General features: G+C 60.8%; 15 protein-coding genes. 7 read left to right on the top strand and 8 right to left on the bottom strand.

All coding sequences use genetic code 11. The annotated features are described in order from the left end of the window. Nucleotides 1-32: 32 nt before the first annotated feature. Nucleotides 33-1550 (bottom strand): peptidyl-prolyl cis-trans isomerase, encoded by a 1518-nt coding sequence (locus tag ACILSO_RS17380; RefSeq protein ID WP_395738706.1) that lies wholly within the window; start codon nt 1548-1550, stop codon nt 33-35. Between the two features lie 175 nt (nt 1551-1725). Between ACILSO_RS17380 and ACILSO_RS17375 the strand changes: the two genes are divergently transcribed. Next, nucleotides 1726-2331: an SET domain-containing protein gene (locus tag ACILSO_RS17375; protein ID WP_395738705.1), complete on the top strand. Its 606-nt coding sequence runs from the start codon at nt 1726-1728 to the stop codon at nt 2329-2331. A gap of 53 nt (nt 2332-2384) precedes the next feature. Here ACILSO_RS17375 and ACILSO_RS17370 read toward each other — a convergent pair whose 3' ends face one another. The 5 genes from ACILSO_RS17370 to ACILSO_RS17350 all read right to left on the bottom strand — a co-directional run bounded on the left by ACILSO_RS17370 (nt 2385) and on the right by ACILSO_RS17350 (nt 5564). Further along, a complete protein-coding gene (locus tag ACILSO_RS17370) occupies nt 2385-2765 on the bottom strand; it encodes a hypothetical protein (RefSeq protein ID WP_395738704.1) in 381 nt (126 codons plus the stop codon). A 151-nt stretch (nt 2766-2916) separates the two neighbouring features. Further along, nucleotides 2917-3471, bottom strand: a complete 555-nt coding sequence (gene ruvC / locus ACILSO_RS17365; protein WP_395738703.1) for a crossover junction endodeoxyribonuclease RuvC — start codon at nt 3469-3471, stop codon at nt 2917-2919. After that, a complete protein-coding gene (locus ACILSO_RS17360; protein WP_395738702.1) occupies nt 3471-3947 on the bottom strand; it encodes a hypothetical protein in 477 nt (158 codons plus the stop codon). Before ACILSO_RS17360 ends, ruvC begins: the two co-directional genes overlap by 1 nt. 12 nt (nt 3948-3959) lie before the next feature. Further along, a complete protein-coding gene (locus ACILSO_RS17355; protein WP_395738701.1) occupies nt 3960-4685 on the bottom strand; it encodes a hypothetical protein in 726 nt (241 codons plus the stop codon). A gap of 66 nt (nt 4686-4751) precedes the next feature. Beyond that, nucleotides 4752-5564, bottom strand: coding sequence for a serine/threonine-protein kinase (locus ACILSO_RS17350; protein WP_395738700.1), 813 nt, complete (start codon nt 5562-5564; stop codon nt 4752-4754). A gap of 87 nt (nt 5565-5651) precedes the next feature. Between ACILSO_RS17350 and ACILSO_RS17345 the strand changes: the two genes are divergently transcribed. Then, a complete protein-coding gene (locus ACILSO_RS17345; RefSeq protein ID WP_395738699.1) occupies nt 5652-6437 on the top strand; it encodes an ABC transporter ATP-binding protein in 786 nt (261 codons plus the stop codon). A 41-nt stretch (nt 6438-6478) separates the two neighbouring features. Continuing rightward, complete coding sequence (locus tag ACILSO_RS17340; RefSeq protein ID WP_395738698.1) at nt 6479-7681, top strand: FtsW/RodA/SpoVE family cell cycle protein; 1203 nt, start codon at nt 6479-6481, stop codon at nt 7679-7681. Between the two features lie 60 nt (nt 7682-7741). On the opposite strand, the gene ACILSO_RS17335 is transcribed toward ACILSO_RS17340, so the two are convergent. After that, on the bottom strand, nt 7742-9064 hold the full coding sequence (locus ACILSO_RS17335; protein ID WP_395738697.1) for a Gfo/Idh/MocA family protein: 1323 nt from the start codon (nt 9062-9064) through the stop codon (nt 7742-7744). Nucleotides 9065-9134: 70 nt separating this feature from the next. Here ACILSO_RS17335 and ACILSO_RS17330 point away from each other — a divergent pair, with 70 nt between their 5' ends. Then, nucleotides 9135-9833 carry a YggS family pyridoxal phosphate-dependent enzyme gene (locus ACILSO_RS17330; protein WP_395738696.1) on the top strand — a complete coding sequence of 233 codons (699 nt, stop codon included), beginning with the start codon at nt 9135-9137 and terminating at the stop codon, nt 9831-9833. After that, complete coding sequence (locus ACILSO_RS17325) at nt 9830-10228, top strand: RNA-binding S4 domain-containing protein (protein ID WP_395738695.1); 399 nt, start codon at nt 9830-9832, stop codon at nt 10226-10228. The genes ACILSO_RS17330 and ACILSO_RS17325 overlap by 4 nt, the downstream gene beginning before the upstream one ends. An 83-nt stretch (nt 10229-10311) precedes the next feature. On the opposite strand, the gene ACILSO_RS17320 is transcribed toward ACILSO_RS17325, so the two are convergent. Further along, the gene (locus ACILSO_RS17320) at nt 10312-11949 is read right to left on the bottom strand and encodes a sulfatase (RefSeq protein ID WP_395738694.1); all 1638 of its coding nucleotides are present in this window, start codon (nt 11947-11949) and stop codon (nt 10312-10314) included. A gap of 97 nt (nt 11950-12046) precedes the next feature. On the opposite strand from ACILSO_RS17320, the gene ACILSO_RS17315 reads away from it, so the two are divergent. Next, nucleotides 12047-12352, top strand: a complete 306-nt coding sequence (locus ACILSO_RS17315; protein ID WP_395738693.1) for a hypothetical protein — start codon at nt 12047-12049, stop codon at nt 12350-12352. A gap of 62 nt (nt 12353-12414) precedes the next feature. Beyond that, nucleotides 12415-13818: an efflux transporter outer membrane subunit gene (locus ACILSO_RS17310; protein WP_395738692.1), complete on the top strand. Its 1404-nt coding sequence runs from the start codon at nt 12415-12417 to the stop codon at nt 13816-13818. Nucleotides 13819-13887: the final 69 nt, after the last annotated feature.

Raw genomic sequence — 13887 nt, 5'->3', positions numbered from 1 at the left:
TTTTCCGCCGCTTTCCTGGCCGGAGGTCAGCCTCAGCTGAACTTGGCCATGACGACGCGTGCGGATTCCTGCTGCTTTTTGAACCAGGCGTGGAAGAGGGTGTCGCGCTCCTGGCGCGAGAGGAAGTCCACCTGGTTCTTGCGAACTTCGACGGAGTCAGGGCGTTTGCGGAGTTCCTTGGCGCTGACGTAGATGAGAAGGGTGGCCTTGCCTTTTTCGACATCCAGAGCGTGGGAGATTTCGCCGACGGCGGTTTTTGCGCCTTCCTGGGCGATGTCGAAAGCATTGGGAAGCTCTTGTGAAGGATTTGCAGTGTCGATGTCCGGGAGGACCTCGATGGCGAGCTTCTTTTCCTTGGCGAGGTCATCGATTTTTTTGCCAGCTTTCAAACCTTCGCTGAGGGCGGTGCGGGCGTCATTGACGGCCTTGGTGCGGGCTTCTGCGGCCTTCTGATCGAGGAGGACTTCCTTGATCTTGTCGGCGACTTCGGCCTGGGTCTGCTGCTTGGGTTCTTCGATCTTGGTAACTTCGAAAACATAGTAGCCGCTGGCGCCTTCGATGGCCTCGCCCACGGTGTTGGCGTCCTTGGAGCGGGAAAAGATGAGGTCGACGACGCTGTTTTCAGACTTGAGCGCTTCGGGCGGTGAGTCTTGAGCGAAGAGAGGGGTGGTCTCGACTTTTTCTTTGGTGATCGCAGCCGCTTCTGCAAAGGTCTTGGGCTTGTCCTGAGCTTTGGTGAGGGCATTGAAGGCATTGACGCGCTCGACGACGGCGTTCTGGGCCTTGGTACGCTCTTCGAGGGGCTTCTTGTCGAGGTCCTTGGGATTTTCGAAGAAGATGTAGCTGACGGCGCGCTTCTCGGCGGTTTTGTAGCGGTCCTTGTTCTCTTCGTAGTACTTTTTGATCTCGTCGTCGGAGACGGTGGCGGCTTTTTTGAAGGTCTCTGTGAGGAAGGTGATCTTGGAGCCTTTGAAGGTCTGGTAGCTGCTGGCGTACTGCTTTTCAGCGGACAGGGGGGAGGCGGTGTAGCTCTTGGTGATGACGTCCCGCAGCTTCTGGAGGCCAATGGTGTCCTTCATGATGTTGAGGAGGTCTTCGGATTCGAAGCCCATGGAGGAGGCACGCTCTTCGAGCATCTGGGCACGTGCGACGTCAAACTTGCCGTTGTTCTGCAGGCCGGGAAGCTTTTCGAGGGCGGCGCGGGCTTCCGCGTCGCTGGTGCGGATGCCGTACTGCTCCATGAGGTGGCGTGCGACGAAGAGATTGGTGAGGATGTCGGGGCCGCCATTGGGCGCGAGCTCTCTGAGCATCTGCGGGAGCTCAAAGGACTGCATGACGTACGCGGAAAGCTGGAGGGAGCGCTCGACACGCTGGAGATCGCCGATGGAGTATTCCTTGCCGAAGACGGTGGCGGCGGTGTCGGTGACCCTGGCCTTCTTTTCGTAGGTTCTGGTGGTCTGGGAAACGCCATAGTAGAACATCGAGATGATGATGGCGGCGGTCAGGGTGATGAGAAAGGCACCGCGGTGGCGGCGGAAGAATTCGAGCATGGGAAGTCGGGGCGGTTGAAGGGCGCGCAATAAGGCGCACGGCACCCCGGGGGCAACCGGAAAGTGGGGGCTGTGCCTGATGGAGCGGAGGGGAAACATTCGACCTCATTCCTTGACAATGGAGGGACCCGGCACACTTCATGCGCTCCCTTTTCTCTGTTGATCGTCTGCCCTCATGCCTCAAGCCCCTACGAAACGCTACTGGACCGTCCGCTCCTCCTCCATCCACAACCGCGGTATTTTTGCCCGGTGTGACATTCCCAACGATGTGCCGATCATCGAATACGTGGGTGAAAAAATCACCAAGGCGGAGTCCACACGGCGCGGGGACGCGCTGATGAACAGCTCGAAGAAGACCGGCGGGGCGGCGGTGTATGTTTTTACCCTGAACCAGAAGTACGACATTGACGGGGCGAAGGGGAAGAACCCTGCGCGGTACATCAACCACTCCTGCGACCCGAACTGCGAGGCGTACATCATTCGCGGACGGATCTGGATTTACTCGCTGCGAGAGATCAAGGAGGGGGAGGAGCTGACCTACAACTACGGATTTGATGTGGACACGTGGGATGACCACCCGTGCCGCTGCGGGACGGAGCGCTGCGTGGGGTACATCGTGGAAGAGAAGCAGTGGCCGAAGCTGCTGCGCAAGCTGGAGAAGCTGGAGAAAGAGAGCAAGAAAGGGAAGCTGGAGCTGAACGGCAAGGGCGCTGTGGTGGCGAAGAAGGCCGACGGCAAGAAGGCTGCCAAAAAGGTGGTGAAGAAAAAGAAAAGTGCGTGAGGAGCGGGGAGGGCTTGGCATCACGTCCTGCTGGACTTGCCCGGTGCCTGAGCTCACCCTGACCCCTTTTCAGGCCGGGCTCCGCCGAAGGGAATGAAGCAGTCGGAGGTGTACTCCGTGGAGCATTGAGTGCATTGGAGCCGCAGCACGCGCCAGCCGGGCCGCGGTTTGAAGGTGGCCGTGCGTTGGCAGAGGGGGCACTCCAGCCGGATCTTTTTGGACGCCATGCCGATGAGGTTGAAAAAGACCACCAAAAAACTGAGCAGGAAACCGGCCTTGATCAAGGCATCCACGCTGACATCCGCAGCCAGGCGGATCAGTGCCAGGATCACCAGCACGGAGAGCAAGCCCTGATAAATGAATCTGCAACACTGGACGTAACGCGCGCGCATCTGCGCAAACAGTTCAATCCGGGGCGGCTCTTCATCTTTCATAGGCAGGAGTGGAAGACGAACACCAAGATAAGCACGGAGGAGCAATGTCGAGCTTTTCCGGCTTGCCTCGTACGCATGCCATTACCCGGCATGCGGCTTGCCGGCGTGTCCCGGTTTTTGAATGGTGGAGCAGAGTCGCGAAAGTGGAATATCACACCCGCCTCGTTTCGCGTTCCGTCGCGCGGGCGGCGGCGGAGTTTTGGAAATGAGTGATGGCTGTGGCGAGGGCGTCCGCGGCATCGGATTCGGGAGTTTCGCGGAGGCGAAGCTGGGCGCGGATCATGAATGCGACCTGATCTTTCTGAGCGGCACCGCGGCCTACGGCGGCCTGCTTGATCTCACGCGGGGCGTATTCGTAGATGGGCAGACCGTGCTCCGCGGCGGCGATGAGGCAGGCGCCGCGGGCGGTGCCGAGGACGATGGCGGTCTTGTAGCTCTGGACGAAGATCGTGGACTCGATGGCGCAGACCGTGGGCGAGTGGCGGGCGATGACGTCGCTCAGGCCGGTGCGGATGGAGACAAGGCAGCCGGAGGGGAGAAGAGCGGGCTTGTTGTGAATGACCCCCCATTCGACGGCGCGCAGAACACCGGCGGAGCATTCGACGATGGCCCAGCCGGTTTTGCGCAACGCGGGGTCGATGGCGAGGACGCGTTCGGCGGTGGCAGGGGCCGAAGTCTCGACAGAACTGCGGACGATGCGGGCCATCAGCGGCGTTTTTTGGGGCCGCCCTGACCGAGGCGGAAGAGTTGATCCACCGAAACGGTGCCAGAGCCGAAGAGCAGGAGGGTCACGGTGATGATGAGGTAGAGCCAGGCGGCCTCGACGCGAGGGGAGCCCGAATTGTGGAGGACGACGAGGGTGGTGATGACGACGGGAAGAAAGGCCAGGGCGAAGAGCCGGGTGAGGAAGCCGATGATCCAGCTCAGGGCGACGACGACGATGAGAATGGCGACGACGGGAGCAAGGAGGTGGGCGTAGGGCATGCCAGCCTCATGAAAGGCGGGAACCCAGGCCCAGGGTTTTTCCTGGAAGAAGAAGTGGTAGGCGTTTTGCACGGCATCGATGCCGTAGCGAGTCATGAGGAGGAGACCGGTGCCGATGCGGAGGATGGCTGCGGTTTGAAAGAGCGAGCTGAGGGGGGCTTGTGCCGCGGCGGGGCCGCCGCCAGTGTATTCGAGCATGATGAGAAAAAATCAGATATCGGGGGAAAGAGTGATGATGTCGCCGGCCTGCGGATCCCATTTGGAATTTGCCGCTTCGAGCGAGGTAAAGAAGTGGCGCTGTCCCTGGCGTGAGATGTAAACGCCGCGGGAGGTGGAGCCCGCCTTGCGGCCGCCGGTGACGGTGACGGCCTGCTTCACGGACATGTTTTTGAAGACGGGGATGAATTCGGGCTCCTGGACGTCTCCATTGAGGAAAACGACCGGGACGTTTTCAACGGAGATGATCTGGACGGTGATCTCGCGGGTATTGCGACCGGCAAGGCGGAAGACGGTGGCGATGGCCTCGGCAGCCTGGGGCAGGCGCAAGCCGCCGATGTGGGCGGTGCCGACCTTTCCGAGGGTGAGATTGCCCTCGGTATTGATCATCTCAATGCCACGGAAAATGCGGTCGGGGCTGCGGGTGCCTTCGTAAACTTCGAGGCGGATGGTGTGGCCGTAGCCGACAGTGCCGCGGGAGTTGAATGGGATGTCCGGGTCTTCGGCGTTCACCTTGTCTTTTTCAGACATGCCGGGGACGAGCTTGGCCACGGTGTTCCTGCTGGGGAGGCTGGGCAGGGGGATTTTGGGCAGCTTGGGCATCGAATCAGGGATGATGCTTTTGATCATGCTGCAGGAACAGACGATGAGGCAGATGGCGGCAGACAAAAGAGCGGAAAAGGCACGCGTCATGAGAAGGCGGGAAGCTGGTTGGCGCATGATGGCGGCACGTGGTGGGATGGCAAGGAGCTTTCGCCATGGCAGAGAAGTCTCTTGCGCCCGGGACTAGCCGCCGGCCGCATAAGCCTGCAAGGCCTCGGCGACGGTTGCGGGGCGGTCTGAGGGGCTGCGGCTGGTGAGCCATTCGATCCAGCGAACGGTAGGGTCCGGAAGGCCGGGCCGGAGCTGGGCAAGGGGAGTGGTGCGATGGTACAAATGAGCCACCATGACCTGCGGCTTGGTTTCTCCTTCGAACGGGTGCTGGTGAGACCATGCGTAGTAGAACAGGCAGCCGAGGGAGTAGAGGTCTGTCCGGACATCGACCGCGGCGCGCTGGAACTGCTCCGGGGCCATGAAGAAGATGGAGCCCTGCGCGGGGGAGGCGGCGGGAAGCGGGGCGGTGGGTTCAAGATCGCGGGCCAGGCCGAAGTCGAGAATTTTCACGTGGATGCCGCCGTCGGGATGGTCCGCGAGCATGAGGTTTTCCGGCTTGAGATCGAGATGGATGATGCCGGCGGAGTGCGCGGCCTGGATGGCGGCGAGCGTCTGAAGCACGAGGGCGTCGAATTCAGCGAGGGACAAGGCGCTGCGGGTGAGGCGGGCTTCGAGTGTCTCGCCGTGGATGAGCTCCATGGCGATGAAGGCGCCGTGGCTGTCTGTGCCGGCCTCGATGATGGCGACGACATGAGGATGGTGAAGGACGGACTGGCGCCTGGCCTCGTGAAGGAGGGATGCAAGGGCGGAGGCGGAGTTTTCAGATGAGGTGTGGCGGATGCGTTTGATGGCCACTTCACGGCCCGTCTGCCGGTCGAGTGCTCTGAACACAGTGCCCAGGCCGCCCTCGGCGATGGGGGCGAGCAATTCGTAGCGATCGTTCATCTGATAAAGGATGCTGACACTTTCGAGGTTTCCCGCAATGAAACTTTCGCGTGAATCCGCAGCTGTGCTAAAATCGGCGCTTCAACCATGACGATGCTCAGTGTGAAAGATCTGAAAATCCACTTCCCCGTGCGGGGAGGCTGGCTGGGCCATGCCAAGGATGTGATCAAGGCGGTGGACGATGTGAGCTTTGAAGTGGAGGAGGGCAGCACGGTGGGGCTGGTGGGAGAAAGCGGCAGCGGCAAATCCACGGTGGCGCGTGCGCTGCTGAAGCTGATCCCTGTGACTGGCGGGAGCGTGATTTATCGCGGGCAGGAGCTGATGAACATGCCGGAGGAGGAATTTCGCCCGCTGCGCCGGGACATGCAGATGGTTTTTCAAGATCCGATCGGCTCGCTGAACCCACGCATGACGGTGGAGTCCATCCTGGGGGAGCCGATGCAGATTCACTTCAAAGAAAAAATGCGTGAGGAACGGCGCGCGGTTTCCGCGGAACTGCTGAGCAAGGTGGGGCTGCCGGAAGATGCGCTGCAGCGGTATCCGCACGAATTCAGCGGCGGGCAGCGGCAGCGCATCGGCATCGCGCGGGCGCTGGCGGTGAAGCCGCGGTTTCTCATCTGCGACGAGCCGGTGAGCGCGCTGGATGTGAGCGTGCAGGCGCAGATTTTGAACCTGCTGAAGGACATCCAGGCGGAGTTTGACCTGACGCTGCTTTTCATCGCCCATGACCTTGCGGTGGTTCGGCATATGAGCGACCGCATTGTGGTGATGCACCACGGCAAGATCGTGGAGCAGGGGGACGCCGAACAAGTCTGCGAAAGTCCGCGGCACGACTACACGCAGAAGCTGCTGGATGCGGTGCCGGTGATGTGAATGACGAATGAACTTTTGATGACTGACACTTTTCCCAATCAATGACGCCGCTCTTTAAAAAGTTTCTCGGGATGAACTGGCTGCTGGTGCTGAATGTCACCGCGCTGTGTGTCTTTGGCGTGTATGCCATCTTCAACGCCTCGGCGTACAAGGAGTCGGCCGAATTTGCCTTTAAATGGAAGGACCAGATGCGCGCCATTTTGATCGGGCTGCCGGTGTTTTTTGGCGCCTCGTTGATTGACTACAAATGGGTGCGCTGGGCATGCTGGCCGCTTTACCTTGCAGGTATCGGCGGACTGATAGCCGTTCTGCTGTTTGGGGTGGAGCGTGGGGGCAACAAGGCGTGGCTGATCATTGGCGGGCAGTCGGTGCAGCCGTCGCAGTTCGCCATCATGTCCGGCATCCTGGTGCTGGGCGTGGTGTTTGGAGAACTGCCGAGGCTGCTGCCGGTGTTTCGCCGTCCGTGGCTGCGTATCTTGATAGCCGGGATGGTGGCCGGGGTGCCGGCGGTGATGGTGATCAAGGAAGACCTTGGCTCCGGCCTGGTATGGGGGCCGGTGTTTCTTTCGATGATGCTGGTGGGCAGCATTCCGTTCCGCTACATGATCACCCTGCTGCTGGGCGTCATCAGCATCGTGCCGCTGGTGTATGTCTTTGCGCTGAAGCCGTACCAGCAGGCGCGCATCAGCTCGACGTGGTACATGATGACAAACCAGATGGACAAGGTGGACCTGCAAAACGAGGCGTGGGTGGCCAAGTATCTTTTGATCGGGGTGTCCACGGCGGGGCTGGAGGGGAAAGGGCCGGAATCGAAGAAGGTGGAAGACCAGGCGTCCATTCACCGCACCTTTCTGCCTCACGAAACGATCAGTGACTTCATCTTTTGCGTGGTGGCCGAGGAGTTTGGATTTCGCGGAGCGGTGCTGCTGCTTTCAGGCATGGCGCTGCTGCTGCTGCAGTCGGTGTTTGTGGCGTTTTTCGCGCGAGATCAGCTAGGGCGCCTCATTGTCGTGGGCGTGGTGGCCATGTTCTTTGTGCACACGTTTCAGAATGCCGGGATGAACCTGGTGATGCTGCCGGTCATTGGCCTGCCGATGCCTTTCGTCAGCCACGGGGGAACATTTGTGATCGTCTGCCTGTTCCTGATGGGAATGGTGCAGAGCGTGTGGGTGCACCGGAACATTTCCGCGGTGAAGAAGAAGCGGTCCGTGAACGGGCCACGTGATGAAGAGGATGATGAGTGAAGAAGAGCGGGGACGCCCGGCCGAGGCGCTTGGAGAACCAAGCGCCCCGCCAGTGTTGCGTCACACGATTTCCCAGCCTTTGCGGTAGTCGCGGCGGACCATTTTGTCGGCGGCGGCGTTATTGGGGATCTTCAGGCCGGGGGCGTCCCAGGTGAGGTTCTCATTGGGGAAGGCGCTCGCGAGGCAACCGAGGAGCACGGCTTCAGTGAGAGGGCCGGCGTAGTCGAAGTTGGCGGAAGGTTTTTTGTCGCCACCCGCAAGGCAGCAGTCGATGAAGTCGGCCCAGTGGTCGCGGGGTTCGAGTTTGGGATAGGCACCGAAGCTGGCGTATTTTTCGCGGGGATACATGAGCGGCGTGGAACCGTGAGGGGACAGGAGGACGCCTTCGGTGCCGAGGTAGATGGTGCCTTGGTCGGGGAATTTGGCGCCGGGGCCGATGAGGGCCATGACTTCTGCCGGAGGGCGGGCTGCGCCGTCGGTCCACGTGACCTTGATGGTGTCGCCAGCTGTGTACTGGGTGCCTTTGAAGGTGTATTCGACGACCGCATCGGTGGCCCAGTTGTCCTTGTTGGGAACGGGGCCGCTGGACTTCACGGAGATGGGGGCGGCGAGATCAAGGGAGCGGAACCAGCCGCTGAACATGTGGCAGCCCATGTCTCCGAGGGTGCCAGTGCCGAAGTCACGGCGCTTGCGCCAGTTGCCGGGATGATCGTAGCCCTGGATGTAGCTGCGCTCGGAGGCGACGCCGAGCCATTTGTCCCAGTCAAAGCCGGCGGGAATGGGATCGCTCTTGGCGGGACGGGGTTCCAGGTCGCCCCACTTTTTGTGGGAGAAGGTGTAGGCTTCCTTCACCTTGCCAATCGCGCCCATCTGAATGAGGGCAACGGCGTGGCGCTCGGTAAATGCGGAGGAAATCTGGATTCCCATCTGAGATTTGACGCCTTTGGCACGGGCGCGCTCGACCATCTGGCGGCACTCCCAGAGATTGTGGGCGAGGGGCTTCTGGCCGTAGATGTGCTTGCCTTTGGCGATGGCGGCGAGGCCGATGCTGCCGTGCATGTGGTCTGGCGTGGAGACGTTGACGCTGTCGATGTTATCGGCCTCTTTTGCGAGGAGTTCGCGCCAGTCCTGATAGACCTTGATGTTGGGCCATTTCTCCTGGGCTTTTTTGAAGTTGCGGGTGTCCACATCGCACACGGCCACGAGTTCCCACATGGGGTGGTTGGACATGGAGGTCATGTCTGCCATGCTCATGCCGGAGGCTCCGAAGGCGGCGTGGCGCAGCTTGCCATTAGGAGACGCGGCTCGCATACCGGTGGTGACCCATGGGGCGGCGAACAGCGTGGCGGCGGACTGGCGGATGAAGTGGCGGCGGGATTGCATGTGGAATGGATGGTGGAGCGCGAAAATACGTTGCGCGGCGGGCGCATCTTCCGTTTCTCTTGTATACGACATGAACAACCTCTCTGAGCGACTGCAAGCCATCCGTGACCGCATGACCCATGCTGCCCAAAGATGCGGACGTGATCCCGGTTCGGTGGAACTGCTGGCGGTGTCCAAGACGTTTCCGGTGGAGGCGATCCGAGAAGCGATGGCGGCGGGGCAGCTTATGTTTGGAGAGAACAAGGTTCAGGAGATTCTGGCGAAGGCGCCGCAACTGCCGGCGGAGGTGCAGTGGCACCTGATCGGGCATCTGCAGTCAAACAAAGTGCGCAAGGTGCTGCCGCATGTGAAGGCGATCCACAGTGTGGGCTCGCTTGATCTGGCGCGGGATGTGGACCGCATTGCCGGGGAGCTGGGGCTGGTGGCGAAGGTTTATCTAGAGGTAAATCTTGGAGATGAGAGCAGCAAGCATGGTTTCGGGACTGAGGATGTGCGGGCGAGCCTGGAGGCGCTGCGTGCGCTGAAGCAGCTGGAGATTCAGGGCCTGATGTGCATCCCGCCGTTTGATGACGATGCGGAGAAGAGCCGCCCTTATTTTGCACAACTGCGTGAGCTGCGGGATGAACTGGAAAAGCGCGGCGGTGCGCCCCTGCCGCTGCTGAGCATGGGCATGAGCCATGATTTTGAGATCGCCATCGAGGAAGGCGCGACAATGGTGCGCGTGGGCAGTGCGATCTTTGGCGAGAGGACTTACAAGCCTGCCGCATGAGCCAGCGTGCGGACAAGTGGCTGCACCATGTGCGGGTGTTTAAGACGCGCTCTCTGGCGACGCAGGCGTGCACACGGGGGAACGTAACGATCGATGGGCAGCCGGTGAAGGCTTCGCGGGATCTGAAGCCGGGAGACACGCTGGAAGTGGTGCGCGGAGATCTGCGGCTGCGCGTAAAGGTGATTGGCTTTTCAGCCCAGCGAGTGGGGCCGCCCAAGGTGGCTGAGTTTTGTGAAAACCTGACGCCGCTGGAGTGGATTCAGAAGGCGAGCGAGCTGCGGCGGGAACGTGAGCTGATCCAGCCAAGGGCGCATGAGGTGGTGGCGAAGCCGGACAAGAAGCAGTTGAGGGAGCTGAGGAAGTTTTGGGAGGAGCAGGGGACAGAAAATTTATGATTTACGATTTTTGATTTATGATTTGAGAGGATGAAATGGGAGTGATGGGCTCCGGAGGGTGCGGGCAGGAGTGCCCGCATCACTTATTCGGCTTTTGCTTTGGCTTTGCCTTTCTTGCCTTTGCCTTGCTGGCCGGTTTTGGTGTCCTGGGTGAAGGGTGGGTTTTCGAAGGGGACGGGGGCGGCGGTGACGCGGGGGTCGCCTACGGCTTTGAGTTTTTCGGTGAGCTCGGCAGCCATCTTGTTTTTGATTTCGGCGTAGGCGGGTTCGTTGGCGACGTTGATGGTGGAGTTGGGGTCCTTGGTGATGTCGTAGAGTTCCTCTTCGGGGCGCTTGGCGAAGGCGTACTCGAAGAACCATTTATACTGGGAGTCATTGCGGTGCTGGATGAGCCAGGCTTTGGAGGGGGAGGCGTCCATGTCCGGGAAGGCGACGTAGGTCTCGTTTTCCATGTCTTCCAGCGTTGGGGTGAAGGTGTCGGTGAGGGTTTTGTAGTCGCCCATGGGCATGCGGTCGGGCTTGAAGTTGTGGATGTACAGGAAGCCGTCCTTGCGGAGGGCGCGCTGGGGGTAGGGGAGATTGCCTTCGCGGGCGATGGAGACGTGGCGCTCGCGGCCGGTGATGACGTAGTCGCGGTCTTTTTCGATACGGCCTGATTTGCCGGACTGCATGAGGCTGACGAGGCTTTTGCCGTTCACGCCGGGAGGGATGGTGGCGCCGCCGATTTCCATGAAGGTGGGGGCGAGATCCATGAGATTGACGAAGTCTTCAATAAAACGGCCGCCGGGCTGCCCGGGCCAGCGGATGGCGAGGGTGACATTGACGCCAAAGTCGTAGAGATTGCACTTGCCGCCGGGGAACCCGGGCGCGCCGTGATCGCCGCTGATGACGATGACGGTGTTGTCGTATTCACCGGCTGCTTCGAGTCGCTTGATGATGACACCGACCTGCGCATCGAAGGCCTGGATCTCGCCGAGGTAGCTGCCGAAGTCTTCGCGGAATTCGGCGACGTCGGGGAGATGCTTGGGGAGCTTGCCTTTAAGGTCGTCTGGGTTGATGCCCCAGAGGGCCTGGCCGCTGCCTTTCACCCATTTGCGGTGCACATTGGTGGGGCCGTGCCAGAAGACGAAGGGAGCGCCTTTGGGTCGGGCGGCGAGGAAGCTGTCGAAGTTGCCACGGACTTCGTCGTAGATTTGCTGCTTGGCGGCTTCGAGAGGCGTGCCGGCGGCGACCATGGAGGTGACTGCTTCGGAGAACTGATTGCAGCGTGAACCGGATTTTTGGAAGGCATGGGCCTGGCCACCGTAGGGGGCATCCGCGGGCTCGCCGGGTCCCCAGACTTTGAAGGATTTGCCGAGGTGGTAGCCTTTGTCTTTCAGGAGCAGTGGGTAGCTGGGAATGGCAGGATCCCAGACGGCGCCATTGAGGATGGCGGCGCGGCCGCAGTTGAAGAAGTAACGGCCTGAGAGAAGCGCACTGCGGCAGGGGGTGCAGGAGGGGGCATTGACGTAGGCGCGCTGGAACAAAGCTCCTTCCCGAGCGATGCGGTCGATGTTGGGGGTTTTGACGACCTGATTGGGCGAGGGGAATTTTTCGTGCTCCGCATAGATGCTGGCGTAGCGGCCCCAGTCGTCGGCAAACATGAAAACGATGTTGAGCGGTTTGTCCGCAGCGGAGGCTAGTGAGGTCAGGGCAAGGCAGCAGAGCAGGAGAGTGCGCATGGTTGCGTCATAACGGGGAGCACAGACGTAAACCTTCGCCAAAAATGAGCGCAAACAACGCAGCGACACCCCAGCCTTGCTTTTGAGATTTATGCCCATGATTCACGCATTGCTCGATTCCACGCAGGTCATCAGCCTTGTCCAGCTGGATGGAACTCCGTTTGAAGTCTGCGCTGAGGCGCTGGCCAGGCACGACCGTGGCAAAAACCTGCTCACGGTGGAATTGCGAGCCTTTCTGCGTGCAGAAAACCACGACCACATAGGAGAAGTCTCCAAACCTGGGTGGCTGCCAGAACCGCAGACGGTTACGGAGCATGTGGGCGCCGAGGAAGCGCATGCAATGGCGAACGATGTGCTGAGCAGCTGGAGGCACAAGGTGGAAAACTGCCTGCCAAAACTGTGACGGACAAACCTTCGTCTTTGAGGGTTGCACTGAGATGGAATCACCCCAATGAATGATCGCACATGAACAATTTTAGCATCCTCTGCCTCACGACTGCATTGACGTGCACCTCCTGCAGTGTCGGACCGAATTTCAAAATGCCGGAGGTGCTGATGCCTTCGAAGTGGAAAAACGGAGGTGCGGTGAGCACGGCGGACATTCCGGTGCCGGGAGAATGGTGGAAGCTGTTTGGCTCCTCGGAACTGAACCGGCTGGAGGAGCGGGCGATGGCGAACAATCAGCAGATGCGCGGTGCTCTGGCGCGAGTGGAGACGGCACGCGCGCTGGTGGGGGTGCAGCAGGCGAGCTGGTTTCCCTACCTGAACATGCGGGATGCGATGCAGTATGAGCGTCTGTCCCAGAGCTCCTTCGGCGCCAACCTGCCGCCAGGCGTGTCGCTGCCAAGGACGCAGCGCCGCCGCTACCAGAACCTCCTGGAAGAGGGCTGGGAAATCGACGTCTGGGGCCGTGTGCGCCGGGCAGTGGAGGGATCCAAGGCCGCGCAACTGGGTGCGATGGAAACCCTTTCCGCGCAGCGGCTGACCATCGCCGCCGAAGTGGCGCGCTTGTACTTTCTGACACATTCGCTGGACCGGCAGATCGATGTGGTGATCAGCACGCAGAGCTGGCGCGAAGAGGCGCTGAAGCTGCAGGAGAGCCGCTTCAAAGGCGGTCTGGCGAACGAGATGGACGTGGCCCGCGCCCGCACGGAGCTGGAGCTGGCACGCAACGACCTCGCGGCTCTGGAACGCCAGCGTGGCAATGCGGAGAACGCTCTGGCGGTGATCTGCGGCGAAATCCCCTCCAATTTCAAGGTGGCCAAAAATTCCGGCACGACGCGGCTCCCGCGTGTGCCCGGCGGACTGCCCTCCACCCTGCTGCAGCGCCGGCCGGACATTCGGGCCGCGGAGCAGAAAATGCGTGAGGCCAACGCGAAGATCGGTGTGGCAGCGGCGTCGTTTTATCCCGCCTTCAGCGTGAACGGCACCGGCGGTCTGGAGAGCATTGGCACCTTTGGCTTTTTTGATCAACGCAGCCGCATCATGACGATCGGGCCGAGCATGACGCTGCCGATTTTTCAGGGTGGAAAGCTGCGGGCGAATCTGAGGTCGGCCAAGGCCAGCTACGATGAGACGCTGAGCAATTACAAGCAGTCGATTCTCGTGGCTCTGCAGGAAGTGGAGGACAGCATGCTGGACGCAAGCGCCTACGCCAAGCAGGCGAAGGCACTGGACCAGGCGATCGCCGCCGCGCAGGAGACGCAGCGGCTGGCGGAACTGCGCTATCAGAAAGGGCTGGCGAGCTACTTTGAAGTGGTGGACGCCAACCGCACAGTGCTGAATGCCAAGCTGCTCGCGGCGCAGGTGGAGGGGCAGCGTCTGATTGCCAATGTGGCGATGCTAAAGGCGCTGGGTGGAGGGTGGTGAGGAAAGGATGAAGGATGAAGTGGCCGGTCTCGGAGACCGGCTGGCTTTGTTTTTTAAGAGTCGTTTCTT

The organism is Prosthecobacter sp. (genome assembly GCF_044226605.1).
Taxonomy (GTDB): domain Bacteria; phylum Verrucomicrobiota; class Verrucomicrobiia; order Verrucomicrobiales; family Verrucomicrobiaceae; genus Prosthecobacter.
This window is presented reverse-complemented; position numbering and strand designations above follow the sequence as displayed.